Annotated in this window: 23 protein-coding genes and 1 pseudogene; 6 read left to right on the forward strand and 18 right to left on the reverse strand. The window is 39.4% G+C overall.

All coding sequences use genetic code 11. From position 1 onward, the window contains the following. Positions 1 to 211: 211 nt before the first annotated feature. From LO754_RS14390 to LO754_RS14400, 3 genes are all read right to left on the reverse strand, one after another. Positions 212 to 1,225, reverse strand: a complete 1,014-nt coding sequence (locus tag LO754_RS14390) for a beta-carotene 15,15'-monooxygenase (protein ID WP_231784659.1) — start codon at positions 1,223 to 1,225, stop codon at positions 212 to 214. 85 nt (positions 1,226 to 1,310) lie between these two features. Beyond that, positions 1,311 to 1,775 (reverse strand): MarR family transcriptional regulator, encoded by a 465-nt coding sequence (locus LO754_RS14395; RefSeq protein WP_231784660.1) that lies wholly within the window; start codon positions 1,773 to 1,775, stop codon positions 1,311 to 1,313. 152 nt (positions 1,776 to 1,927) lie between these two features. Then, the gene (locus tag LO754_RS14400; protein WP_231784661.1) at positions 1,928 to 2,818 is read right to left on the reverse strand and encodes an AraC family transcriptional regulator; all 891 of its coding nucleotides are present in this window, start codon (positions 2,816 to 2,818) and stop codon (positions 1,928 to 1,930) included. A 111-nt stretch (positions 2,819 to 2,929) separates the two neighbouring features. On the opposite strand from LO754_RS14400, the gene LO754_RS14405 reads away from it, so the two are divergent. Next, the gene (locus LO754_RS14405; RefSeq protein ID WP_231784662.1) at positions 2,930 to 3,847 is read left to right on the forward strand and encodes an EamA family transporter; all 918 of its coding nucleotides are present in this window, start codon (positions 2,930 to 2,932) and stop codon (positions 3,845 to 3,847) included. Between the two features lie 189 nt (positions 3,848 to 4,036). Next, positions 4,037 to 5,083 carry a Cj0069 family protein gene (locus LO754_RS14410; protein ID WP_108030040.1) on the forward strand — a complete coding sequence of 349 codons (1,047 nt, stop codon included), beginning with the start codon at positions 4,037 to 4,039 and terminating at the stop codon, positions 5,081 to 5,083. 56 nt (positions 5,084 to 5,139) lie between these two features. Here the strand turns inward: LO754_RS14410 and LO754_RS14415 are convergent, their stop codons facing one another. Together LO754_RS14415 and LO754_RS14420 are read right to left on the reverse strand one after the other, a co-directional pair. Continuing rightward, positions 5,140 to 5,772: a LysE family transporter gene (locus LO754_RS14415; RefSeq protein ID WP_231784663.1), complete on the reverse strand. Its 633-nt coding sequence runs from the start codon at positions 5,770 to 5,772 to the stop codon at positions 5,140 to 5,142. Between the two features lie 242 nt (positions 5,773 to 6,014). Beyond that, complete coding sequence (locus LO754_RS14420) at positions 6,015 to 6,833, reverse strand: tetratricopeptide repeat protein (protein WP_227665355.1); 819 nt, start codon at positions 6,831 to 6,833, stop codon at positions 6,015 to 6,017. 297 nt (positions 6,834 to 7,130) lie between these two features. Here LO754_RS14420 and LO754_RS14425 point away from each other — a divergent pair, with 297 nt between their 5' ends. From LO754_RS14425 to nspC, 3 genes are all read left to right on the forward strand, one after another. Next, a complete protein-coding gene (locus LO754_RS14425; RefSeq protein ID WP_231784664.1) occupies positions 7,131 to 7,319 on the forward strand; it encodes a hypothetical protein in 189 nt (62 codons plus the stop codon). A 329-nt stretch (positions 7,320 to 7,648) separates the two neighbouring features. Then, a complete protein-coding gene (locus tag LO754_RS14430; protein WP_024361143.1) occupies positions 7,649 to 8,878 on the forward strand; it encodes a saccharopine dehydrogenase family protein in 1,230 nt (409 codons plus the stop codon). Next, entirely contained in the window at positions 8,875 to 10,014 is a 1,140-nt protein-coding gene (gene nspC, locus LO754_RS14435; RefSeq protein ID WP_231784665.1) for a carboxynorspermidine decarboxylase, read from the forward strand. Before LO754_RS14430 ends, nspC begins: the two co-directional genes overlap by 4 nt. Before the next feature lie 64 nt (positions 10,015 to 10,078). Here the strand turns inward: nspC and LO754_RS14440 are convergent, their stop codons facing one another. The 5 genes and pseudogenes from LO754_RS14440 to mce form a co-directional block, all read right to left on the reverse strand. Further along, positions 10,079 to 10,567, reverse strand: a complete 489-nt coding sequence (locus LO754_RS14440; protein ID WP_024361145.1) for a chemotaxis protein CheW — start codon at positions 10,565 to 10,567, stop codon at positions 10,079 to 10,081. Between the two features lie 18 nt (positions 10,568 to 10,585). Next, on the reverse strand, positions 10,586 to 11,707 hold the full coding sequence (locus LO754_RS14445; RefSeq protein WP_231784666.1) for a M20/M25/M40 family metallo-hydrolase: 1,122 nt from the start codon (positions 11,705 to 11,707) through the stop codon (positions 10,586 to 10,588). 206 nt (positions 11,708 to 11,913) lie between these two features. Next, complete coding sequence (locus LO754_RS14450) at positions 11,914 to 12,900, reverse strand: hypothetical protein (protein ID WP_231784667.1); 987 nt, start codon at positions 12,898 to 12,900, stop codon at positions 11,914 to 11,916. Between the two features lie 134 nt (positions 12,901 to 13,034). After that, a pseudogene (locus LO754_RS14455) lies at positions 13,035 to 14,581 on the reverse strand (acyl-CoA carboxylase subunit beta). A 5-nt stretch (positions 14,582 to 14,586) separates the two neighbouring features. Continuing rightward, entirely contained in the window at positions 14,587 to 15,000 is a 414-nt protein-coding gene (gene mce, locus LO754_RS14460) for a methylmalonyl-CoA epimerase (RefSeq protein WP_069513106.1), read from the reverse strand. 125 nt (positions 15,001 to 15,125) lie between these two features. On the opposite strand from mce, the gene prli42 reads away from it, so the two are divergent. After that, positions 15,126 to 15,221, forward strand: a complete 96-nt coding sequence (prli42, locus tag LO754_RS14465; RefSeq protein WP_152490651.1) for a stressosome-associated protein Prli42 — start codon at positions 15,126 to 15,128, stop codon at positions 15,219 to 15,221. Between the two features lie 20 nt (positions 15,222 to 15,241). Here prli42 and LO754_RS14470 read toward each other — a convergent pair whose 3' ends face one another. From LO754_RS14470 to LO754_RS14505, 8 genes are all read right to left on the reverse strand, one after another. Beyond that, positions 15,242 to 16,249, reverse strand: a complete 1,008-nt coding sequence (locus LO754_RS14470) for an aromatic acid exporter family protein (protein WP_029747083.1) — start codon at positions 16,247 to 16,249, stop codon at positions 15,242 to 15,244. Positions 16,250 to 16,428: 179 nt separating this feature from the next. Continuing rightward, a complete protein-coding gene (locus LO754_RS14475; protein ID WP_024361151.1) occupies positions 16,429 to 16,869 on the reverse strand; it encodes a BrxA/BrxB family bacilliredoxin in 441 nt (146 codons plus the stop codon). A 135-nt stretch (positions 16,870 to 17,004) separates the two neighbouring features. Continuing rightward, positions 17,005 to 18,102: a methylmalonyl Co-A mutase-associated GTPase MeaB gene (meaB, locus tag LO754_RS14480; protein ID WP_024361152.1), complete on the reverse strand. Its 1,098-nt coding sequence runs from the start codon at positions 18,100 to 18,102 to the stop codon at positions 17,005 to 17,007. Then, a complete protein-coding gene (gene scpA / locus LO754_RS14485) occupies positions 18,102 to 20,255 on the reverse strand; it encodes a methylmalonyl-CoA mutase (RefSeq protein ID WP_024361153.1) in 2,154 nt (717 codons plus the stop codon). Before scpA ends, meaB begins: the two co-directional genes overlap by 1 nt. Then, positions 20,252 to 21,943, reverse strand: a complete 1,692-nt coding sequence (locus LO754_RS14490; protein ID WP_374116213.1) for a methylmalonyl-CoA mutase family protein — start codon at positions 21,941 to 21,943, stop codon at positions 20,252 to 20,254. Before LO754_RS14490 ends, scpA begins: the two co-directional genes overlap by 4 nt. A gap of 132 nt (positions 21,944 to 22,075) precedes the next feature. Next, positions 22,076 to 23,419, reverse strand: coding sequence for a dihydrolipoamide acetyltransferase family protein (locus LO754_RS14495; protein ID WP_231784668.1), 1,344 nt, complete (start codon positions 23,417 to 23,419; stop codon positions 22,076 to 22,078). Positions 23,420 to 23,600: 181 nt separating this feature from the next. Then, positions 23,601 to 24,584: an alpha-ketoacid dehydrogenase subunit beta gene (locus tag LO754_RS14500; RefSeq protein WP_024361156.1), complete on the reverse strand. Its 984-nt coding sequence runs from the start codon at positions 24,582 to 24,584 to the stop codon at positions 23,601 to 23,603. Beyond that, complete coding sequence (locus LO754_RS14505) at positions 24,584 to 25,600, reverse strand: thiamine pyrophosphate-dependent dehydrogenase E1 component subunit alpha (protein ID WP_231784669.1); 1,017 nt, start codon at positions 25,598 to 25,600, stop codon at positions 24,584 to 24,586. The genes LO754_RS14500 and LO754_RS14505 overlap by 1 nt, the downstream gene beginning before the upstream one ends. Between the last annotated feature and the right edge of the window lie 76 nt (positions 25,601 to 25,676).

The raw sequence follows: 25,676 nt of genomic DNA on the forward strand, positions 1-25,676 counted from the left end.
AATAATTTCCAATCCATCCCCTTAGCTATAAACACAGCTAGAGGCTGGACAAAAGAGAAAAAGTGTTAGATTGATAGCAGTCAATCTAACACTTTTTTGCTGCGCCGTTATTGTCCGCTTCGGCGGTGCTTTCCGCTCAGCGCAGAATGCGCGCTTCTTACGCTGTGTGCGTTCTGTGCAGGAGTCACCACGTCCCAGCCTCTTTAGCTGTTTACCATTCCCCTTTATTTTTCTCCATACCTTGGCGTAATATGTCTCTTAATTCCTGTACTTGATCGACTTTGATTGCCACTTTGTTATAACGCTTTTTCAGACCTAACATAAACGTTACTTCTACCGGTTCTTTCATCTGCAATATCATGTGAGGATAGGCTTCTCCAAAGTCACGTGCAATAAAATCGATTGTATCTTTCGATAATTTTTCTTTTAACAGTTCTGGGTTTTCTTCCACTTTTGCAATCGCATCGAAGCGAATGGTCGCTCGCTTCATTAAACCTAAAGATAAATATAATGAATCAGAGGTTGCGTAAATAGGATTTAAGCGAATTGCCTGCATATCAGCTATAAAAAATAAGACAGAGTAAATATTTATAATGAGTAATAAGATGGATAATAGCATGGATTTCTCATGAAGCCACCAGTGGATACCAATAGTCTCTATCACGATGGCATGAATCATCATTATCTGAAAGGCGATATAGCTAGAGTTTTTATGTAACGTTAATCCCGCCCGTTCTTTTCGCTTCCAACTTGCGAATCCGTAGTAAAGAACGAGTAAATCTGTACACAGCATCTGTATAATCCGATACTTCGGAGCATGTTTTTCAACTGCTTGTGGAAAAGAAAAAATGTCTGGTAAAGAACTTGCCCGCACATCTGCTATAATTTTAGGTAAGTAATATACTAACGTTGTAACAAATAATAGTTCGATCACGATAAGTGCCCCTTCAATTGCAAATCCAGCCCATGTCACCGCCACATACGGTTGCAAATGATCCATTGGAATAATGAAGCGTGCTGCAATACAACCTGTTGCGGCCAAAACAATCGCATACTTAATAGAAAACTTTCGTTTATACAACATAAATAGCACTGGTATTACGACGATAAAGTCGAGTAATGAGCCAAATACAACGCCCGCTGTTTCTGCTGGTAAAATGGACATACCTAATCCTGTATTATAAAGCGAGTAGTTGCTAATTAATACAACGACTAAAAACGCCATCCAGATGTTTTGTTTCTTTTTAAGACCATCATTTCGAATCTCTCCTTTAACTATTAGACTGCTACACGTAATGACATCACTCTTTTCATATTTCCTCTACCATGCCTTCTTTCAAAACAATGTTATTTAATTTTTGAATAATCTCCTTCAATTGGACTAATTCTGATCGTTCAAGTTTCGAGTAATACTTGGCAATAATATAGCGCTTAATTTCTTCTTCCCGCTCGAAATACTGATTACCCGCTATATCTAAGTGGACAAAAATTTCACGGCGATTTTTGGGGTTAATTTGTCGGATTACATATCGTTGATCTTCAAGTTTACTCACGAGTTGACCAACAGCACTTGAAGTAATATTCAAATAGTGAGCAATTTGTCCAATGGTTACACTTTTATTTTTATGGATAAAATCCATAAGTATCATTTGCTTTGTAGACAAATCATCTGTTACTAAATGCTGATGGACTTTTATAAAATGGCTATCCATCGAGTAAATCGCATCGTTAATTTCCTGTACGAGTTTATATAATGCGTCATCATGTTGGTCCATACAAAATCATCCTTTAAGTTAGGTTAATAGTTAAGTTAACTTTAATGTTAAGTTTATTTTAAAATAGAGTGTATCATTTGTAAACAATTTACAAGGAAAGCAAAGTTTTTAATGTATGAGCATGTCATGAAATATTCACTTTTCTCCGAACACTACGTATTGCGCTGTTCAACTAAAAATTTTTTGCGATACGCATGTGGTGAATAACCCGTATATGCTTTAAAACGCTCAATATAGTAACTAACTGTACTAAAGCCTGTGTCTGATGCAATAAAGGTGATGGGTTTGTCACGATCACGCAACAACTCCATACTTTTCCTTAAACGGTAATGGGATAGATAGGTAAATGGTGTCATACCGACTACTTTTTTAAAAAAACGACTGCATTCTGCCTTGCTGATAAACACATGTGCAGCTAATTTTTCCAGGGTTATTTTTTCTTGATAATGACGATGAATGTAGTCAAGCATTTCTTTTGCACGCTCATGTTGCACGATCATAGAAGCATGTATCGTTTCCTCAGTAAGCTTCGATTGCATTAAAATAGCCTCCCAAATCGATAATAATCCCCTCCATACCTGAAATTCAAAAAAGGCATTTCGTTCTTTTAATAATTGGGCAACACGTTCTATAGCTTGTGCTAGCTCACCAGAAAGCTTAACAAATGGTAGTCTATTATTGGCTATATATGGTTGCACATATTTAGATGTCAACACACTGCCCTCATGTCCGCCTAAAAATTTCGGATCAACATTTATACAAAACAGCAACGACTGGTCCACCTCATTTGGTTTTGCTTCATGTAAACATGCTGCATTGACAAATAGCCCTTCTCCCGCCTCAAGCAGTATGATGTCCGCACCTACACGATAGTTGACACGTCCACTTTTGACATAGACGAACTGTATTTCTTTATGCCAATGTAATGGCAAAAAATCCAACCGATCTACTTGTAATGTCGTTTCGTATAAAGCAATTGGAAATGCATTCGAACCATGTATCGTTAATTCTTGTAAATCCTTCGCTACTTTAATATGCGTCAATGTCAATGCAAACACCTCAATATATTGATAGTTTAAACCGTTAATACGATATTTTTTACAATGAAAATTGTATATTATTTTTTATATTGATAGTTTAGGAGATGTTAGAAAATGAATCAACAACATAAAAAAAACCGTGCTTTTGGTTTTATGCTTGTCATTCTTGGTGCAAGCTTTTGGGGAATTGGCGGAACAGTTGCGCAAAAACTATTCCAGCAAGAACATATTGAAGTTGGTTGGCTCGTATCGAGCAGGCTGCTTGTTGCTGGTATCTTGTTAATCGCCATTTACAAAATAACACATCGTCACCAATCCATTTTTGTTATGTGGCGAACAAAGCAAGATGCATTCAGACAAATTCTCTTTAGTCTACTTGGTATGCTTGCTGTGCAATATACATATATGATGTCCATTGCAATCGGTAATTCTGCTGTAGCGACTTTATTACAGTATTTAGCGCCACTTTTCATTATCAGTTACTATATTATTAAAAAATACAGTAAACTCACCAAACAAGATGGCATTGCTGTATCACTTACACTAATCGGTACGACTTTATTGCTGACAAACGGTTCATTTTCCACGCTTTCTGTTCCGTTTATGAGTGTATTTTGGGGTGTGTTATCCGGTCTGGCTGTCGCTTTTTATACATTGTATGCCGTACCGCTTTTACAACAATTCCATTCTTTACTTGTTGTCGGTTGGGCGATGCTCATTGGGGGTGTCACCATGAGCATATTCTATCAACCATGGCACATTGAGCTATCGACCTGGACATTTGCGACTACTGCTTATTTTTTCTTTATCATTATTTTTGGTACGATGCTTGCATTTTGGTTTTATATTGCCAGTTTGCATTACCTATCCCCAAAAGAAACAAGCTTACTTGGTAGTTTGGAACCTTTAATGGCCGTCATCACAAGTGTTCTTTGGCTGCAAATTCCATTTGGGGGCTTCCAAATGATTGGCACATTACTGATTCTATGCATGATTTTATATCTTACAGTGTTTCAGAAGAAAAACTTATAATTGTAATTTAAACCCAGTTTAATAGTAAATAACTCTGAAATTTGATTATTCAAAAAATAATTAGTCGTAAACTACTATACGAGAACATTTTCACCATGAAATTATATATAAAATTTACATATTTCGTATATCTTTTCTCCTTGTTTGTCCAGTATACTAAAAAATATCAAGAAGTTAAGGAGGCTATATATGAATAAAAAAGTTATTTTCTTCGAAGTACAAGGCGGCACTGACAAGGGACCTGACGGCTACAGACTTGATACAATGCCGATGGTCAATGCACTTAAACAACGTGGACAAGATGCGGAAGTAATATTTTTTGAGGTAACAAAAAAGGACGAAATTTTTGACTACGTAAAAGAAAATGGCGTTTCCTATGTATCTCGCATTAATCCTGGTAATTTAGAACATGAGGAAGAATATTTCGAAATGCTACGAGAGTTATGTGCAGCAGGTGTGATTGGCATGCCTCATCCGGATGCAATGATTGGCTACGGTTCGAAAGATGTATTATCGAAATTAGTGTCTACTAATTTAGTACCAGATGATACATTTGCTTATTACACGATTGAGGCATTTAAAGCACAATTCCCTACTTCCCTTGCACTGACGGAACGTGTCTTAAAACAAAATCGAGGTTCAACTGGCGAAGGTATTTGGCGAGTAAAATTAGTCGAGCCCCTTGCTGCTGGCATAACAGAAGTACCTCTTGATGCCAAAATTAAATGTACTGAAGCAAAAGATAATCATGTAGAGTATTGGGAGCTAGGTGCATTTATGACGTTTTGTGAGCAGTACATTACTGGCACAAATGGAATGTTAATTGATATGCGTTTCCTTCCTCGTATTACTGAAGGCGAAATCCGCTTATTTATGTTGCGTGACAAACCAGTTCACGTGGTACATAAAAAACCAGCCGATACTGAAGATGCCTTTAGTGCTACACTTTTCTCTGGTGCGCAATATCGCTACGATAAACCAGAGGATTGGGAACAACTTGTACAAAACTTCTTAACACAGTTACCACTCGTTACCAACTTATTAGGTAATTATGATTTACCACTTATTTGGACAGCCGATTTTATGCTAGATACAAATGAGGCAGGCGAAGATTGCTATATTTTAGGTGAGATGAATTGTTCTTGTGTAGGCTTTACTTCTGAACTGGCTTTGGCACATCAAGTAGCGGAAGAAATAATCGCTTGCATTGAGGAACATCGCACAATTCCAGCATAACGATGATGATAACCTAAAAAGGCATTGAGAATCTACTTCTCAATGCCTTTTGTCGATTATCTGTACATTTTAATTCCTTGAATAAATTCATAAATAAAGTAACCTGCGAAACAAATTAATAACACGCCTGATATCATTGTCAGGGTTTTAATCATTTTTCGACTCATCGCCTTACGTGTAACCGAAACAATGGTCATCAAACCTATGTCGTGCAGTAAAATACCGCTAAGTATACCAGCAGCTATTACTAGGAAACTTGCTGACTCTCCTTTGTCATACGATTTTGCTAGAACTACACCGAATACATTTACCCAAAAAACAAGGTTTCCTGGCGAAATGGCTACAAGAAGCCCGTTGCGATACGATGTGAAAAATGATTTTGTTACTTTTTCACCCGCTAGCGTAATGTCTTGATCGGCATTTTTGATAGAATCTAACCCAAGTAAAAACAAGAAGCCGGCGCCAATAATCCACATAGGCAGCTGAATTAGCGGCATAGCTAATATAGAAGCAAGCCCCATATACAGAGCAAAAACTAATACTACATCAACCGTCATACCGCCAAGCCCTACTGCCCAGCCATGCATAAAGCCATTTTTTAGCCCCTGCTTGGTCATTTCGACCGTGATGGCACCTACAGGCATTGCTATAGCAAGCCCTACTAATACATACGCAACATATAAACTCAAACAAACACTTCTTTCATGCAATAAAATAAGCTTCTTACGTCCGTTTATAATCCTATTCTAGCATAAAAATACAGAAATGTAGTGCCTGCCACTCAAAAAATTTATAAATATACAATTAAATATCTACTGAAACGCCTGTCGTTAAGCATATTTACTAAGTGCCAGTCACTCAAACAATTCATAAATATACAAGTAAAGCCTGCATAAACGCCCGTGGAATACTATGATTAAAAAGCTCGTCCTTATAGCATTTGTTTCTTCCACTGTGTTAGTAAATCCTCTGACTTAGCGATGTCCACCTTTAACGCCACTTGCTTAGCAGAGCAGCGTTTTTTGGCTTTCGACCAAGCTTCCTCTAGTGCCGGTAAGTAACTTAAATTTTTGGTAGCTGCAACTAACTGGAAAAAGATATTCCCTTGAATATAATACCAACGAGCATTCATGCCATCTAGCTGAATCGCCTCTTCAATGAGACGAAGTGCCAAATACGGGCTCGCTTCCATATGATTAATAAATTGCGCAAATGCTCCCCAATACAGTGCTATATTCGGTTGTAATTTAATTGCTTCCGCATATTGTACCATTGCTTTATCAGGCTCTTTTGCGAGTACAAAATATTCAGCCATTGTATAGTAAGCATTTGCTTGCGCTTCGATAGACCCCGCTAATAATTCATCTACCACTCGACCAAATTGCTCATCGTCCTGACTGCCAATATAGGCACTAAGGACATCACGCTCTGGATACGATCCATCCGCACGTTCGACACTTTGCTTTACATTATCTGCAGTGTGGACTGGCATAGTAGCATAGCCATTAGCCTCTAAAAGTGCCACATGCTGTTGAATAATAGGAAAAGAATCATCCGCTTCAAATAATTCGTTCTTTAATAATGCCTTCGCCAAGGTATAGCTTTCTTTCACTTGGCCACTGACAAATAATTCATTTATTTGTTGTACTTGTTCATTAAATTGATTGATCACGATAAAATCCTCACCTTCACCAAAGAGCTTTCTTATTGGTAGTTTACCATCTTTAGAGCGAAAAACAGCAATAATCATAAAACCAATGCATTCTTAAGCTGTTTTTTTAATATAAATAATGTCAGCCTACTTGCAACACCATGAAGAATAATCGGTTTCAAGCGCATTGCAACGTCAGCTTCAAAAAGCACCATTCATCATTCATAGAAAAATAACCATTATTTCCATACGAAATTTAGATAAATCCCTCCATCTTTCAAACTTTTTTACATAATAATAGTTATTATTTGGATATTTTTTCTGAATTATGAGATAATTGAAGTAAAATATTTTCATCTTTGGGGCAAGTAAATTTTATTTTAGGAGGGGCTTGCTATGAATAAACGTTTTCATCTGTTATTACTTATTATGGGCAATTTATTAACACTTGGAGCCATTTTTATTTATGCTGTGCAAAGTCAAGTGCAAGTGACTTTCAGCACCTATGGACTCGTGATGGGATTATTAAGTACGCTGTTAATCATTATTTTTTATTTATGGGGCGATGCAGAACCCCACCTTTGAGTGCCAGTCACTCAAACAATTTTTAAACAATTTAAGGTGCATGACTACCAAGTAAAAATCCATGGAGACTTCTGCTATCTACGCTAAAGCATAACCCAATAACTCAACTATGAGCGTTTTTGTAACCTATGTCGTGCAGGCCAGAATACGCAGTGGATTTTTACGCGTTAGGTGCTCAGCTATCAGGGTATCCTCCACTAATTACGGCTAATAAATGTTGAAATAAAAAATTTTTTGTAGAAATTTAAAAACAATGATTGAGTAGTAAATCAATTTTCTGTATAATCAGCTTGTTTGACAATACTTTATATGAACTTGGGGGTAGACAATTGGGTAAAGCATTGATTATAGGAGCTGGCGGAGTAGCCAGTGTTGTGGTACACAAGTGTGTTCAAAATTCGGACGTATTTGAGGAAATTTGTATCGCAAGTAGAACTGTTTCAAAATGTGACGCTCTAAAAGAAAAACTAGACGGCGGAAAAACAAAGATTCATACTGCACAGGTAGACGCTGACAATACAGATGAATTAATCGAACTTATTAAAAGTTTCGGACCAGATGTTGTCATTAACGTAGCGTTACCTTATCAGGACTTAACGATTATGGATGCTTGCTTAGCGACAGGTGTGCACTATGTGGATACTGCAAACTACGAGCCACCTGAAACGGCAAAATTTGAATATAAATGGCAATGGGCTTATAAAGAGAAGTTTGAAAAAGCTGGCTTAACGGCATTACTTGGTAGTGGTTTTGACCCTGGTGTAACAGGCGTTTTCACAGCACATGCTCAAAAACATGAATTCGACGAAATCCACTATATCGATATCGTAGATGCCAATGCTGGTGACCACGGTTATCATTTCGCAACAAACTTCAATCCAGAAATCAATATTCGCGAAATTACAGCGAATGGTCGTTACTGGAAAGAAGGCGAGTGGATTGAAACAGCACCACTTGAGAAAAAAGAAGTGTATAACTTACCAGAAATCGGGCCAAAAGATATTTACCTGTTATACCATGAAGAATTAGAATCAATTGCTAAAAACATTAAAGGTCTAAAGCAAATTCGATTCTGGATGACATTCTCTGAAAAATACTTAACACACTTAAAAGTATTAGAGAATGTAGGCATGACTTCAATTGAACCAATCGAATTCGAAGGGCAAATGATTCAGCCAATCCACTTCTTGAAAGCCGTATTACCAGATCCAGCATCATTAGGACCACGTACAAAAGGTAAAACAAATATCGGCTGTATTATCCGTGGTTTAAAAGATGGCAAGGAAAAAACGTACTACGTGTATAACGTATGTGACCACGAAGCGTGCTATAACGAAGTTGGTTCTCAAGCGATTTCTTACACAACTGGCGTACCAGCAATGATCGGTGCAATGCTTGTTATGAACGGTCAATGGCAAAAACCAGGTGTCTGGAACGTAGAAGAATTCGATCCAGATCCATTTATGGATGCATTAAACAAATGGGGTCTACCATGGCAAGAAAGCCATAACCCAGAATTACTTGACTTAGAGATCGAAGCGAAGGAAAGTAGCCGATGAAACCAATTGATTTCACAAAAGTTCCATCACCTTCTTATGTAGTGGATGAACGACTATTAACAAAAAATCTTGAGCTTTTAAAGTCGATACAAGATCGTACGGGCTGCCGTATTTTACTTGCTCTAAAAGGGTTTTCTATGCATTCAACATTCCCTTTAGTTGGTGAATACTTAGCTGGGATTACATCAAGCTCACTTTTTGAAGCCCGTCTTGGCTATGAAAAAATGGGCAAAGAAGTTCATGTTTATGCTCCTGCTTATGTAGAGCATGAAATGGACGAGCTTCTTGGCTATGTTGATCACATCGTCTTTAACTCTTTCAACCAATGGGCACAGTACAAGGATAAAGTAAAAGCTGCTGGCAAAACAATTGAATGTGGTATTCGTGTTAATCCTGAGTACTCTGAAATAGAAACAGCACTATATGATCCTTGCTATACGAACTCTCGTCTTGGTACAACATTAGCTAACTTCGACAAATCTCTGCTTGACGGTATTGATGGCTTACACTTCCACGCAATGTGTGAGCAAAACTCTGATACATTAGAGCGTATAATTGAAAAAGTCGAAGAAAAATTTGGTGATGTTTTACACCAAATGAAATGGCTAAACTTTGGCGGTGGTCACCATATCACGCGTGAAGATTATGATGTAGAAAAACTAGTGAATATCATTAATTATATTCAAGATAAGTACAATCTCCTTGTGTATTTAGAGCCTGGTGAAGCAGTAGCACTGAATACAGGCTACTTAGTTGCAACGGTTCTTGATATTCAGAAAAACGGCATGGACTTAGCTATTTTAGATACATCGGCAACTTGTCATATGCCAGACGTACTTGAAATGCCTTACCGTCCGATGATTATCGGGTCAGGTCAAGCCAATGAGCTAGCATACACATATCGCCTTGGTGGACTTACATGCCTTGCAGGTGATGTTATCGGTGATTACTCATTTGAAGAACCTCTAAAACCAGGCGATCGTCTTGTCTTTACAGATATGGCCCACTACTCAATGGTTAAAAACCATATGTTTAACGGTGTCAACCTACCATCTATCGTTTCATATAACGATGAAGAAGGTATTAAAGTCATTCGTGAATTTAAGTTTGAAGACTATAGCGGTCGACTTTCTTAATCCAAATGAAAACCCCTCCAACATTGGAGGGGGTTTTCATGTTATTCCTTTTGTTTATCAAAACTTATGCTTCTACGTTTTCTTTTTCATTTTCCAGCATTTTGTGCAAATAATTGATAATTTCTCGAATGCCATCTAAAGAATTTACAAGAATTTTAGGATCTACATACGTAATCATACGGTTTTCTAAATTGGCCACTGCCGTAAAGTAACGTGTTTTGGAATAATTAACAAGCCCCATTTGCTTTAAAATGGACTCATCTAAATCAAGAATTTCACGTGCCTCTGTTACGAGCAAGCCATAGTTCACGACATCCGTATTGAGGACAATTATACGTGCTGTAGCCGCATTTGATGAACGATTATAGAGAATACGTTCAAAATCCAATACAGGAATTAGCTCTCCTCGATTTCTTGTAAAACCTAATAAATAATTTGGTAAATGTGGAATGGGCGTTATTTGCTCTAATTTTTCAATTGAGATTGCTTGCTCCACCGGTACTGCATATTCTTCTGTACCACAAGCGAAAACTACTGCCTTTACACTTTCCATTAGGTCACTTCCTTCTTTTTAGCGCTCGTGTTTAGCTGACTCTTTCACAATTTCCACAAGTAAATCTGCTAGTTTTTCTAATTCTTCTACAGGAATCTTTTCATTTGTTGTATGAATATCTTCATAGCCTACTGACAAGTTCACAGTAGGGATACCAAAGCCTGCAATAATATTGGCATCTGATCCGCCACCAGATATACCTAGTTGTGGCGTGCGGTCAATGTTGCGGGCTGCTGCCATTGCTACTTGAACGACTTTGTCTGACTCTGTAACACGGAAACCAGGATACATTAGTTTCACTTCTATCTCTGCACGTGCACCCATTGCAGCGGCAACTTGTTCGAACTTATCTTGCATATGTTGAGTTTGGGCATCAAGTTTTGTCTTATCAATAGAGCGTGCTTCTGCTAAAATCGTTACTTCATCGCACACTATATTCGTTGCTTGACCACCTTCAAAGCGACCAATATTAGCTGTTGTTTCTTCGTCCAAACGCCCAAGCTTCATTTGTGCAATACATTTTGACGCAACTGTAATCGCTGACACACCTTTTTCAGGAGCAACGCCTGCATGCGCTGTTTTGCCGATGATTTTGGCAAAAATTTTCGCTTGGAATGGCGCTGCTGTCACGATTCCACCTACTTTGCCATCACTATCTACCGCAAAGCCGTATTTTGCACGAATAATTGAAGGGTCCAATTCTTTCGCCCCCACAAGTCCGCTTTCTTCTCCTGCTGTAATGATGAACTCGATATCACCATGTTCGATTTGCTGTTCTTTTAAGCGTTTTACCATTTCAAACATCGCTGCTAGACCCGCTTTATCGTCTGCGCCTAAAATCGTTGTGCCATCAGAAACGATATAACCATCTTCACGTAGAGACGGTTTAATGCCCTTTCCTGGTACAACTGTATCCATATGAGAAGTAAAATAGATTGGCTCAATGTCTAATGAACCTTTTAATGTCGCAATAATATTGCCAGCTCCATGACCATTTCGAGTATGTGCATCATCTTGCACTACTGTAAAACCAAGTGCTGTTAATTTGTCGATTAATACCGGCGCAATTAGTTGTTCATGTTTTGTTTCTGAATCGATTTGTACGAGCTCAAAAAACTCTTCTACTAAACGACTTGTCATGTTGTAAGACTCCCTTGATTTACGTGTTTTCCACGTCATAATATAAGTATTAGTTTAGCACAATGACTGAAGAGTTGGAATAATACGCTAGTAGTAACTTCTTTATTTTGTCTTTTCATTCCGTAGAAATCCATGAATCGTTGGTAACCCTTTAGCAAGCGCCCTAGCGTTTATAGCAAAAAAGTGTTAGATTGCTCACAAGCAATCTAACACTTTTTCGCTTTTGACTCGGCTTCGTTGTTAAATTTGTAAAATCGCTTTTTTTCTTTCTGTAATTCTTCTAAATGAGCTACTGCTTTATGATGTTTTTCTTGTAAACGTCTAATCGTATTATGTACATCATCTTGTACACGGGATACTTGCTCTCTTGCTGTTGATATTTTTGAATGGACTGACCAAGCAGAAAAAATATCATCAAAGAAATAATCCGCAAATTTTACAAAACCGTCTGCCTCCACATGTAATGACTGGGTAGACAAATCTTGGACATCAAGCAATTCATTATGAAAACGTTGCAAGGCAATTTGAGCATTGTGAAGATAGCTTTCGGTTTTATCAAGCGCATCATGCTTTAAATGCGTGGCAATAATGCCACCTCCAAAAAACGTATCCCATGTAGAAAATCCACCCGCTGAATGCAGTGACGCTGCTGCCTGACCTAATTTAGTTAGCGCAATATCCCCCGCCTCTTCTGCTTCCGTTATCTCAAGAATTAGCTGCTTCGTCATCACTTCTTCATTCGCAAGCTGTTCCAATTTGTGCGCATATTCAGGCTCGTGTAGTTGAAGATAGCTTTGCTTTTTTTCTTGCAAACGACTTAGCGCTTGTTGCAATGGTTTTTCATTCGATTGGTTGAGCATGTGATTCACTTGCTCCAGGTCGATTGTTAAATCATGTAGCATTTTTTTGGCTTCATTGCTTTTCAATTCCAAAATTGCTGCTTTATCGACTTTCTCCGCTCTTAGCTCATCTTGCTGCCCTGTCCAAGTTCGAATCATATTCATAAATGAAAAACCTTCGAGCTTATCAAGTTTGATTCGAATTTGATTGAGTTCTATAGAATGTTTGGAAATTTCCTGCCTTGCATGCTCGATTTGTCCTTCAATTAAAAGCTTTTTTTCACTTAATCTATTAACATTTCTTAGCTGGGCATGAAGTTTTTCCTGCTCAGACTGTAATTGTTGCCACTCCATTCATCTCAACTCCCTTACCTATTTGTACGGGTGAGTCGCCATAATGTTTCAATTATCTGTCATTTTTTGAATATATTTTTTAGTCGTTCCATTTAAAAAACCCAGCAGCCAACTGGCTACTGGGTTTGTCCAACTTATAGTGGAATGTTTCCGTGTTTTTCTCTGGACGTGTTTCGTGCTTGTTTGACAACATATCTAGAGCTTGAATAAGTTTGATACGCGTATCACGAGGATCAATAACATCGTCTACCATACCACGAGATGCCGCAACATAAGGATTTGCGAATTTCTCTTTGTACTCTTCAATTTTTGCTGCACGAGTTGCTTCTGGATCTTCAGACTTCGCAATTTCACGTGCAAAGATAATATTTGCTGCCCCTGCTGCACCCATTACTGCGATTTCAGCGTTTGACCAAGAGAATACTAAGTCAGCACCGATTGATTTAGAGTTAAGTGCAACGTACGCACCACCATATGCTTTACGTAGAATAACTGTAATTTTTGGTACAGTTGCTTCAGAGTATGCATAAAGGATTTTCGCACCATGACGGATAATACCACCATGCTCTTGTTTTACGCCTGGGAAGAAACCAGAAACGTCTTCAAATGTGATAATTGGCACGTTATAAGCGTCACAAGTACGAATGAAACGAGCTGCCTTATCTGAAGAATCGATATCAAGACCACCAGCTAATACTTTTGGTTGGTTACATACAAGACCTACAGATTCACCAGCAATACGTGCAAAACCAACTACGACATTTTTCGCAAATTCTGAGTGAACTTCCATGAATGAACCTTCGTCCACTACTTGTTCTACAACTTTACGCACATCATATGGACGCGTTGTTTCGATTGGCACAGTATCCACGATTTCTGGACGGTAATCGTCACCTTCTGGTCGTGGTTGACGCGGTGCTTTTTCTTTATTATTTTGTGGTAAATAGCTTAATAATTGTTTAATTTGATTGATTGCCGCTTCTTCAGATGGTGCACGGAAGTGAGCGTTACCACTTACTGCATTGTTTACTTTTGAACCACCTAGGTCTTCAGCAGAGATTTTTTCGCCTGTTACTGTTTCAATTACTTTTGGTCCAGTAATAAACATTTGAGATGTTTTATCAACCATTAAGATAAAGTCTGTGATAGCTGGAGAATAAACAGCTCCACCCGCACAAGGTCCCATAATAACAGAGATTTGTGGAATTACTCCAGAGTAAATCGCATTACGATAGAAGATGTGTCCGTAACCATCAAGAGAAAGAACACCCTCTTGAATACGCGCGCCACCTGAATCGTTAATACCGATAAACGGTGTGCCGTTTTTAGCTGCTAGATCCATTACTGTCGCCATTTTTTTAGCGTGCATTTCACCAAGCGCTCCACCAAAAACAGTGAAATCTTGAGAGAATAAGTAAACTGGACGTCCGTTAATTTTACCAAAGCCTGTTACTACACCATCGCCAGGGCCTTCCATTTTGTCCATACCGAAGTCTACTGTACGGTGTGTAATGAATGGGTTAATCTCGAAAAACGTACCTTCGTCTAGTAATAATTCAATACGCTCACGAGCTGTTAATTTACCTTTATCATGTTGCTTTTCGATGCGTTCATAGCCACCGCCAAGCTCAATTACCGTCTTACGATCATATAAGTCATTAATTTTGTCGAACATATCCATACTAATCACTTTTCCCCTTTTCCACTTTTATCGCATAATTCATATAACACACCGAAAGATGATTTAGGATGCATGAAAGCAACCTCTGCGCCACCTGCACCTGGTCCTGGCTCTTCCGACAAAAGACGCACGCCTTTTTCACGAAGTTCTGCCATGCGTTCACGAATTCCTGTTACACCGAATGCAACATGGTGAATGCCTTCGCCACGTTTTTCGATGAATCCGTGAATAGCGCTTTTTTCGCTCATCGGTTCAAGTAACTCAATTTTCACATTGCCAGCGTCAATAAAAGCAACACGAACCTGTTGAGATTCAACCTCTTCCACTTTCAGCAACTTTAAACCTAAAGTTTCTGTATAATATGTAATGCGTTCATCTAGATCGCGCACTGCAATCCCAATATGGTCTACTCTCTCCATGGTGACATCTCCTTCTGTTATGGTACATAACCTATTTTACAGATTTTTTTGTCAAAACTCTACTACTTGAGAAATTTTTCAGATTTGCTAAACTATTTATAAGAAAAGAAGGAGCGAACGAGCATATGAGTAATAAAAAATTTCAAAAAGTCGTTGTTTATGCCATGATTGCCATCATGGTCATCTCATCTCTTGCATTCGGTTTATCAATGCTAGTTTAAGAAAATGCAAAGCGTCCACGCTACTGTGGGCGCTTTCTTTCTACCTTTAAACCCTTAAATGATTGCTTTATTTCTAAATACCGATCCATTTCTTCAATGAATTGATAAAGCGCTGCTTGCGCAATAAACTCTTGATGGTTTGTTGGTAAAGGTAGTTTCGCAAAATCTCTTTTCGCTAACTCTAATTTCTCCCTATAACGACCTGCCGTATTTCCAGAATGGACATGCTCCCCAAGGTCTTGGACAAAGTCTGCCACAATTTCCGCCTCTTGTACTATAACAGGTAATGCCGTTATTTTCGGGAGAACACGTTCAATAATTTCAAGCTGTTGCTCACGCATATCGAAATAGACATAATAGTCATTTTGTCTACGAGTAAAATGATTTTCTACATCTTTAAAGGCTAATGATTTTGCATCATTCAACGTTTTGACTGCTTGAATCAGTTCTTGTCCATCCCATAACGTATCACCCTGTCTTAAATAGCTGGCAATTTCTAAAAAAATCTTACTGTACAGTTCCTCTATTTTAACTCTATAGTAATTTAATTCCTTTTGAATGTCTGGCATATACATATTAATGGCGATTCCCGTACCATAACCAATAGCCATTAGGGCTAACTCATTCGTTACCAAATCATACGAAAAGCCCTTAGCTGCGTAAATATGCATAATAATCACCGCACTTGATACAAAGCCATCTGCCACCTTTAACGAAACAATCGTCGGTATAAACAATACAAGCATTCCTGCTAATGTTAACGGGTGATAAGAAAATAGCTCAAAGCTCAAAAATGCATACAGCATTCCAATAATGCTTGCGACAAAGCGAGTATAAGCAGCATGAAGGGATTTTTTCTTTGTTGGCTGCACACATAGAATCGTTAGAATACCGGCTGAAGCATATGAAGCCAATTCAAAATACTGCGCAATCGCAATGGCGATTGCTGCTCCGACTGCTGTTTTTAATGTACGATAGCCGATTGAAAATTTCTTCAAGTCGACTGCCTCCCATCCTGCAGCATTCATAACGAATAGTTATTCATTAGAAGCTCATCTTATCTATTTAAACTTTTATTGTGTTGCACATATATTTAGCCAATATTACAAAAATTCCAAAAGGATTTGACTAAAGTGTACTAGTCACTTTAGTCAAATCAATAAAAGCTAAACTTATGTTGAGCGCACCATGTAGGTGTTAATAAACTTTATAGCTCTTCACAATATTCTTCAAAATTTGCTTGTAAGTTTGTCACTACTGACATTGGATCATGGCCTTCGATTTCATAGCGACCCACTTCTGCTACGACTTGTCCATCTTTTAAAAGAACAAATGATGGAGAAGATGGTAAGTGGTCTTCACCGAAGTGATAACGAGCAGCTGCTGTCGCTTCTTTATCTTGACCTGCAAAGACAGTAACTAAATGATCTGGTCTTTTATCGTAATGCACACATTGCGCTGCTGCTGGACGAGCAATGCCCCCTGCACAGCCACATACTGAATTGACCATAACTAATGTTGTACCTGGACGAGCAAACGCCTCTTCAACAGCTTCAGGCGTGCGTAATTGCTCGTATCCTGCAGCCTCAATTTCTGCACGTGCTGTTTTTAAAATTTCTTGCATAAATAAATCGTAATCCATATTCATAAAGCGATAGCTCCTTTCAATTTCGCGCTGTCTTCATTTGCTTTGCATAACTTTAGGTTGAAAGCGCTCATACATCTCCTATCATAGCAGTAAGTGATGCTTTTGTGCACCTACATGCTCATATAAAAGCGTACATTATTTCTGTGATTGCTCATCGCTAAATAAACGATCTACACCTTGCGTTACTGTTAATTGCCCATTGAGGATTTGGCGCTCTAGTAACTGCACTTGTTCCTTGCGATTTGGGTCTCCGTAAAATGCATCAATTAAATGATCCGTAATCATAGATTGGAACCAATCTCTCGTTTGATTTTGACGTCGGATAGACCAATAGTTATTTGCTTCTACCGTTTGCCTAAATTCACCGATTGTATCCCATACTTTATCGAGTCCCTTTTTCTCCCACGAACTAACTGGCATGGCAGTAGACATCCAACCTGGTGTTGCAGGTTGAAGGAAATGCAATATTTGCTTGTATTCGGAAACAGTTTTTTTCGCTAGTCGAACATTGTCACCATCCGCTTTATGCACAACAATTGCATCCGCCAATTCCATGATGCCCTTTTTCATACCTTGAAGCTCATCTCCTGCACCTGTTAACACGAGCAACAGGAAGAAATCGACCATACCGCGGACGTATGTTTCACTCTGTCCAACACCAACTGTCTCAATTAAAATGACATCGTAGCCCGCTGCTTCACATACAAGCATCGTTTCGCGCGTCTTCTTATGGACACCCCCCAGGGTACCAGCAGACGGTGATGGACGAACGAATGCATTCGGCTTTTTCACCAGTTCTTCCATGCGCGTTTTATCGCCTAAAATACTGCCCCCTGATAATGAAGAACTCGGGTCTATTGCAAGGACCGCTACTTTTTTACCCATCTCACATAACATCGTTCCGAAAGCTTCAATGAAAGAGCTTTTACCAGCCCCTGGTACTCCCGTAATCCCTATACGAACACTGTTGCCTGTATGCGGTAAAAGTTCCTGTAATAACTCCTGAGCCTGTGCTTTATGGGCACTATTAGAACTTTCAATGAGCGTAATGGCTTTTGACAACTGTACACGTGAGCCTGCACGTACATCTCGTGCAAGCTCCAGTATATTAAGGTTGTCCGCCTTTTTCTTTCGGAATTTTTTCGGTACACCATACTGCATACCGTCGTGAGATGCTTCCACGCCACCCATGACAAATAGAGCACTTTCCTGCATCCCTTTGTTTTTGTCCATTATTTAGACACTTCCTCGTAACCTAAACGTTTATAGATTTCCTCAATAATTTTAATGGCAGATACAGGTATCACTGTACCAGGACCAAAGATCGCCACAGCACCTGCTTCATAAAGGAATTCATAATCTTGTGCTGGAATAACGCCGCCAACGATAATGATAATATCTTCACGCCCAAGTTTTTTCAGTTCAGAAACCAATGCAGGTACTAAAGTTTTGTGACCTGCTGCTAATGATGATACGCCGATACAATGTACGTCATTTTCAACAGCCATTTGCGCAGTTTCTTCAGGTGTCATGAATAGTGGTGAAATATCTACGTCAAACCCTAAGTCAGCATAGCCAGTTGCAATAACTTTTGCACCTCGGTCATGTCCGTCTTGTCCCATTTTCGCAACTAAAATACGTGGGCGACGACCTTCATTTTCAAGGAACTCATCTGTCATATTTTTCACTTCAGTAATTTGTTCTTCGTCAGAGAAGTTAGCAGAATAGACGCCTGAAATGGAACGGATGATGGCTTTATGACGACCAGATACAACTTCGATTGCATCAGAAATTTCTCCCAGTGATGCACGAGCACGCGCTGCATCTACCGCTACTGCAAGTAGGTTTTCCTCACCATCTTGTGCTGCTTTCGTTAAGCGTGCAAGATGTTTTTGTACTTCTGCCTCATCACGAGCTGCTTTCATAGCATCTAAACGCTCAATTTGCTTTTGACGTACTAGTGTATTGTCGATATCAAGAATGTCGATTGGCTCTTCTTTGTCCAGACGATATTTGTTCACACCAACGATTGTTTCTGATTTCGAGTCAATTTTCGCCTGACGTTTCGCCGCAGCTTCCTCAACCTTCATCTTTGGAAGACCTGTTTCAATCGCTTTTGCCATACCACCAAGTTCTTCAATTTCTTCGATTAACGCCCAAGCAGATTCAGTGATTTCATCTGTTAGTTTTTCAACATAATATGAACCACCCCATGGATCAATCACTTTTGTCATGGCTGTTTCTTCTTGTAAGAATAACTGCGTATTACGTGCAATACGTGCAGAGAAATCTGTTGGTAAAGCAATTGCTTCGTCAAGTGCGTTCGTATGAAGAGATTGCGTATGCCCCATTGAAGAAGCATTGGCTTCGATTAATGTACGCGTCACGTTATTGAATGGATCTTGCTCTGTTAAAGACCATCCAGAAGTTTGTGAGTGTGTACGTAATGCTAATGTCTTTGGATTTTTTGGATTGAACGTAGACATCATTTGCGCCCAAATACGGCGTGCAGCACGCATTTTTGCCACTTCCATGTAATAGTTCATACCAATCGCCCAGAAGAATGATAAACGTGGTGCAAAGGCATCGATATCAATACCCGCTTTTAACCCTGTACGAACATACTCAAGTCCGTCGGCTAGCGTGTAGGCAAGTTCAATATCATTTGTAGCACCTGCTTCTTGAATATGGTAGCCCGAAATAGAAATAGAGTTAAATTTCGGCATGAATTTCGCAGTATATTCAAAGATGTCCGCAATAATTTTCATCGACATTGCAGGTGGATAAATATATGTGTTACGGACCATGTATTCTTTTAAAATATCATTTTGAATTGTTCCAGCTAGCTGGTCAGGTGTTACCCCTTGCTCTTCAGCAGCAACGATGTAGAAGGCAAGTACTGGCAGTACTGCACCATTCATCGTCATAGATACAGACATTTGGTCTAACGGAATTTGATCAAATAAAATTTTCATATCTTCGACAGAGTCAATGGCAACCCCAGCTTTACCAACATCACCTGTAACGCGTGGGTGGTCTGAATCATAACCACGGTGCGTTGCTAAGTCAAAGGCAACTGAAAGCCCTTTTTGACCCATTGCAAGGTTACGTTTATAAAAGGCATTTGATTCTTCAGCAGTAGAGAAACCTGCATACTGACGAACTGTCCAAGGACGCGCAACATACATAGTAGGGTATGGTCCACGTGTATTCGGTGCTATACCAGCTACATCATGTAAATGTTTCACATCTTTAATGTCATCTTTTGTATAAATATCTTTAATTTCAATACCTTCATTTGTCATGAATTTTTCATCTGACGCCGCAGGAGCTTCAGTTGATAATACTTTTTCGATTTCAATTGCACTAAAATTAGGCTTGCTCATCGTTGGACCTCCTTCATGCTAGCGAACACTGAATTTAATTTTTCAATGATGTTCTGTCCTGCGAAAATAAAGCCGTTTAAGCCATTTGCTAACCAAGCTTCTTCTTCGTCTTTAAATTTACCTGCAACGTCTACAATGACGTTTGCTGGTTTTTTAGCTAAAATCGCTGGTACTAATTCTTTTGTAGTATCGTCATTGCCTGCAATAACAACATATTTTGCTTCTGTTGTATTTAGCCAAGCGAGCGCTTCCTCAACTGTTGCTACTGGTTCGCTTTTTTCTGGTACTAGACCAACAGTGTTTAAGAAACCAGATACAAAGTCTGCACGAGGTTTTGAACTTTTTAGTGAACCTAATGCTAGAATTCCTGTTTTCACATTGGCAGCAGTCATTTGTGCTCGCAGTTGCTCAAACGGAATCGAAATACGCTTCACATCTGCAAATAATGGGTTCGTTTCACTTTCAAGTACATCTGCTGGATTTGCATAAATATTCGTACCGATAACCGATTGTTTGCGTGTTTGTGCCGCTTTAATTCGCGCTTGGTAAGATACTTCTAATGCTTCTGCCAATTTACCGGATGCCGCATACGCGTCCATTCCACCAGCAGCTTCAATTTCTAAGAATAATGCCCAAGCTTCTTTTACGAAGTCCGCTGTTAATGATTCAATGAAGTATGAACCACCGGCAGGATCTGTTATTTTTAAAACATTTGTTTCTTCTTTTAACACTAAAGATACATTTCGAGCAATACGAACGGATTGTTCTGTAGGCTTCGTTAATGCATCATGTGGGTGAACTGTAAATACATCCGCACCGCCAATTAATCCAGAAAGCGCTTCATTTGCTGCACGTAGTAAATTTACGTAAACATCCAATTTCGAGAAGCTTCGTAGAGAAGTTTCCGCAAGCGTTGGAATTTTCACATTCTCTTCCACACCATAAGCGGATGAGAACGCTTTCCAAAGTACTTTAAATGCACGTAACTTCGCAATTTCTGTGAAGAATTGTGTATCAATCGCAAATGAAACATAAAATTTTTGTGCAAAAGCTTCAAAGTTTTCTTCTTGCTCTGCATATTTTGCTGCAATAGCAAGTGCATACGCTAATTCTTGTACGGCATTAGCGCCTTCATTATGGTAAGTTACTGTGTTTGCACTAATTGTTCGTACATTTGGCAATCCTTCAAGCTTGATAGGGTTTTTAGCTACAATATACCCATTCACAGTTTCACGCTGTTCATTTGTGATGTTGTCAAATACTGCTAACAATGGATCATTCTCGTCTTTTACCGTTATTTTAAACGAATATTCAGAGAAATAAGGAGCTAGTTGTGCCAATATTTCTTCAGACCATTCAAAGTTTACACGGCTATCAATTGTCACAATCTCATTACCACGAGCTAAACTATCATCAAGTTGAGCGAAAAATGCTTCACTTGTTTCTGCATAAACTTGCTGTGCCACACGAAATACTTGACTATTTTGCAGGGAACGGATTGTGGCAACTTGTTTATCTAGTTCATCTCCAAGTTTTGCTACTAAACTTTCTTGTGTATAAAGTGGTTCTAAAGTAACACCCTCACTTGTTTTCGTTAAAAGAGACTCGAATGGTTTCCCTTTTAAAGCTTTGATTGCTGCATCTTGCCATTCTGAATAGGACGGCTTTTCAAATTCAATATTTTTCATGTTGTTTGACATGCGGACGCTTAATCAGCTTCCCCCCTTAGTAGTTTCTATTTGTTATTCTACATGACAAATTGCGACTCGAAAAGCAAAAAAAAATCGGAAACCGTTATACAACAGGTTTCCGACAAGTCATCAGTAGACTGACGTCGAAGATTTATTTGTATTTTCGAGTATTTCTTTTACTCTATTTAGGAATTTACCACAAACTAATCCATCTAATACACGATGATCTAAAGATAAACATAAATTTACGATATCGCGTGCTGCAAACATTCCACCAGGTAAAACAACTGGTTTTTTTACAATACTTTCCACTTGTAAGATGGCAGCTTGCGGATAATTAATAATACCCATCGACTGCACAGAACCGAAAGCACCCGTATTATTAACTGTAAAAGTACCACCTTGCATATTGTCCATTGTCAGTTTTCCTGTGCGCACTTTTTGGGCAAGCTCGTGAATTTCTTTAGCAATCCCTTTAATGGACTTTTCATCAGCGTGTTTTATAACAGGGACAAAAAGTGCATCGTCTGTTGCTACCGCAATGGAAATATTTATGTCATGTTTTTGGATAATTTTATCACCCGCCCACATAGAGTTCATCATTGGGAACTCTTTTAAAGCTTGTGCAACGGCCTTTACAAAGAACGCAAAGTAGGTAATATTAAAACCTTCCTTTTGCTTAAAGTCCATCTTTATACTATCCCGATAAGCCACTAAATCCGTTACATCAACTTCCATCATCATCCAAGCATGTGGGACTTCTTGAGCACTACGTACCATATTATTCGCAATGGCACGGCGCACATTCGTTACCGGAATTTCAATGTCGCCTGTTTGCAACACTGGCGAGGATGCGATTGGTTTTGTTGGTGTTTCGACAGCGGCAACAGGTTGGCTACTAGCCGTTGTTGCAACTGCAACTGGCTCAGAAGGTGTTACATCTTTTGGCGTTGGTATATTTCCTGCGTCAATGAGTTGTTGTAGATCTTTTCGTGTAATACGTACCCCCTCTCCTGTACCAACAACTTGCTCAAGTGGAATATCATGTTCTTGCGCCAGTCTAAGTACAGCAGGCGAATAGCGGTTTTTTTGCTGTCTCACTGAATTTGCTGATGCAATAGGTGCAGTAACTTCCTTCGGAGACTCTTGTTTTTTCTGAATCCCTGCATTTAATATTGCAGCACTTACTGTTGACTTTTTCACTGGTGGAGACGCTGGCACTTCACCGTCACCTGCGATTTCAATGGAACAAACCACTGCTCCAACTGGTAACGTTTGCCCTTCTTCTGCAAGTAGTTCTGTAATGACCCCTTCAAAAGAAGATGGGATTTCTGCATTTACTTTATCCGTCACAACTTCTGCTAATGGATCATATTTTTTTACTGTATCACCTGGTTGTACGAGCCATTTTTCGATTGTACCTTCTGTTACGCTTTCACCGAGCTGTGGCATCGTAATGCTTTGAATCGCCATTATCTTTTCCTCCCATCAATTACGCCCCCATCTAGTCAACCCGAATTTTGAATTGTCCATGTACGGCATGCCATTGCAAAATTCGAGATAACTATTTTGAGAAGCTTCAACTTTTTTTCGCAAGCCTTTAAGCCTACTCAAAAGAGACTACTAATTAGATATGCATCTCCTGAGGAGATTTTTAGAATGCAGCTAAATCTCTCAATGCCCGCTCTACTTTTTCAGGATTTATCATGAAAAACTTTTCCATTGTAGGCGCATAGGGCATTGCAGGTACATCTGGTCCAGCTAAACGTTGAATAGGCGCATCAAGGTCAAATAAGCAATGTTCTGCGATAATGGCCGCAACCTCACTTATAATACTGCCTTCCTTGTTATCTTCTGTTACAAGCAATACTTTTCCTGTTTTACTTGCCGCTTCAATAATAGCTTCTTTATCTAACGGATACACTGTACGTAAATCTAAAATATGGACAGAGATGCCATCTGCCGCTAAACGCTCGGCTGCCTGTAAAGCAAAATGAACGGCTAGACCATACGTAATGACCGTAACGTCTTCCCCTTCTCGCTTCACATCTGCCTTGCCGATTGGTAATGTATAATCGTCTAATGGGACTTCCCCTTTGATTAGGCGATACGCACGCTTATGTTCAAAGAATAATACCGGGTCTTCATCACGAATTGCTGCCTTTAACAAGCCTTTCGCATCATACGGAGTGGAAGGAATAACAATTTTCAAACCGGGTGTTCCAGCAAAAAGTGCTTCTACCGATTGTGAATGATAAAGCGCTCCGTGAATCCCACCACCAAAAGGAGCACGGACTACTATAGGACAAGTCCAGTCATTATTGGAGCGATAACGGATTTTCGCAGCTTCCGATACAATTTGGTTCACAGCAGGCATTATAAAGTCTGCAAACTGCATTTCAGCAATTGGACGCATGCCGTACATTGCCGCGCCAATACCAACTCCTGCAATCGCACTTTCCGCAAGCGGTGTATCTAACACACGATACTCCCCAAACTGCTCATAAAGACCCGTAGTTGCTTTGAAAACGCCGCCTTTACGACCAACGTCCTCTCCTAAAATGAAAACTCGTTCATCTCGTTCCATTTCTTCCTTCATCGCTAATGTAATCGCATCAATATAAGACATTACTGCCATTACACGTCACCTCCGTCCACTGGTGCATATACGTACTTCAAGGCTTCCTCTGGTTTAGCGTAAGGAGCTGCCTCTGCATAGTCCGTCGCTTCATTTACTACGGCCATCACACGCTCTTCTATTTCAGTACGAAGAGATTCCGTCATAATGCCAGCATCTTGTAAATACTTCTCAAACAATACAATCGGATCCTTCGCTTTGCCTTCCGCGATATCTTCTGCTGTACGGTATTGACGATCATCATCATCCGAAGAGTGTGCAGTTAAACGGAATGTCACCGTTTCTATTAAACTTGGCCCTTCACCGCTACGAGCGCGTTCTGCCGCCTCTTTGACAACCTTATAAACTTGCAGTGGACATTTGCCGTCTACTGTTACGCCTGGCATGCCATAGCCAATACCACGATCGGATACTTTTGCACAACCTAACTGACGTTCCACTGGTACTGAAATAGCATATTGATTGTTTTCTACCATTATAATGACTGGTAGTTTATGCACACCGGCAAAATTTGCCCCTTCATGGAAATCACCTTGGTTGGAAGAACCTTCTCCTAACGTAACAAAGGCGATGAAATCCTCCTTTTGCAAGCGCCCCGCAAGCGCCACCCCAACAGCATGCGGTACTTGTGTTGTTACGGGTGAAGAACCAGTCAAAATGCGGTTTTTCTTTTGCCCAAAATGCCCGGGCATTTGGCGGCCGCCAGAGTTTGGATCTTCAGCCTTTGCAAATGCTGATAACATCAGCTCTTTTGGCGTCATACCAAAATGTAAAACTACACCCATATCTCGATAATACGGTGCAATATAATCTTTATTTTTATCTAGCGCAAATGCTGCTCCAACTTGTGCAGCCTCCTGTCCCTGACAAGAAATTACAAATGGAATTTTACCTGAACGGTTTAATAACCACATGCGCTCATCTAATCTTCTTGCCATTAACATCGTTTCGAACATAGCAAGGACTTCTTCATTCGTTAACCCTAAATCTTCATGTTTCAGTTGAACGTCTTGCATATGAACACCCCTTTCGCATTAGAAAACGTGCTAAAGTGCCTGTATTTTGCGCACAAGCTCCTTTAGTATCACAATT

Origin of the sequence: Lysinibacillus sp. GJ-1 (assembly GCF_021166035.1) — a bacterium.
GTDB classification, from domain to species: domain Bacteria; phylum Bacillota; class Bacilli; order Bacillales_A; family Planococcaceae; genus Lysinibacillus; species Lysinibacillus sphaericus.

Coding starts and splice junctions, on each gene's coding strand:
- LO754_RS14500 (WP_024361156.1), bottom strand. CDS start 24,584: ATGGCAGTAATGTCTTATATTGATGCGATTACATTAGCGATGAAGGAA.
- meaB (WP_024361152.1), bottom strand. CDS start 18,102: ATGGACAAAAACAAAGGGATGCAGGAAAGTGCTCTATTTGTCATGGGT.
- scpA (WP_024361153.1), bottom strand. CDS start 20,255: ATGAGCAAGCCTAATTTTAGTGCAATTGAAATCGAAAAAGTATTATCA.
- LO754_RS14445 (WP_231784666.1), bottom strand. CDS start 11,707: ATGACAAGTCGTTTAGTAGAAGAGTTTTTTGAGCTCGTACAAATCGAT.
- LO754_RS14410 (WP_108030040.1), top strand. CDS start 4,037: ATGAATAAAAAAGTTATTTTCTTCGAAGTACAAGGCGGCACTGACAAG.
- LO754_RS14495 (WP_231784668.1), bottom strand. CDS start 23,419: ATGGCGATTCAAAGCATTACGATGCCACAGCTCGGTGAAAGCGTAACA.
- prli42 (WP_152490651.1), top strand. CDS start 15,126: ATGAGTAATAAAAAATTTCAAAAAGTCGTTGTTTATGCCATGATTGCC.
- LO754_RS14395 (WP_231784660.1), bottom strand. CDS start 1,775: ATGGACCAACATGATGACGCATTATATAAACTCGTACAGGAAATTAAC.
- LO754_RS14490 (WP_374116213.1), bottom strand. CDS start 21,943: ATGAAAAATATTGAATTTGAAAAGCCGTCCTATTCAGAATGGCAAGAT.
- LO754_RS14505 (WP_231784669.1), bottom strand. CDS start 25,600: ATGCAAGACGTTCAACTGAAACATGAAGATTTAGGGTTAACGAATGAA.
- LO754_RS14405 (WP_231784662.1), top strand. CDS start 2,930: ATGAATCAACAACATAAAAAAAACCGTGCTTTTGGTTTTATGCTTGTC.
- LO754_RS14425 (WP_231784664.1), top strand. CDS start 7,131: ATGAATAAACGTTTTCATCTGTTATTACTTATTATGGGCAATTTATTA.
- LO754_RS14450 (WP_231784667.1), bottom strand. CDS start 12,900: ATGGAGTGGCAACAATTACAGTCTGAGCAGGAAAAACTTCATGCCCAG.
- LO754_RS14390 (WP_231784659.1), bottom strand. CDS start 1,225: ATGGCGTTTTTAGTCGTTGTATTAATTAGCAACTACTCGCTTTATAAT.
- LO754_RS14420 (WP_227665355.1), bottom strand. CDS start 6,833: ATGATTATTGCTGTTTTTCGCTCTAAAGATGGTAAACTACCAATAAGA.
- nspC (WP_231784665.1), top strand. CDS start 8,875: ATGAAACCAATTGATTTCACAAAAGTTCCATCACCTTCTTATGTAGTG.
- LO754_RS14470 (WP_029747083.1), bottom strand. CDS start 16,249: ATGAATGCTGCAGGATGGGAGGCAGTCGACTTGAAGAAATTTTCAATC.
- LO754_RS14475 (WP_024361151.1), bottom strand. CDS start 16,869: ATGAATATGGATTACGATTTATTTATGCAAGAAATTTTAAAAACAGCA.
- mce (WP_069513106.1), bottom strand. CDS start 15,000: ATGGAGAGAGTAGACCATATTGGGATTGCAGTGCGCGATCTAGATGAA.
- LO754_RS14440 (WP_024361145.1), bottom strand. CDS start 10,567: ATGGAAAGTGTAAAGGCAGTAGTTTTCGCTTGTGGTACAGAAGAATAT.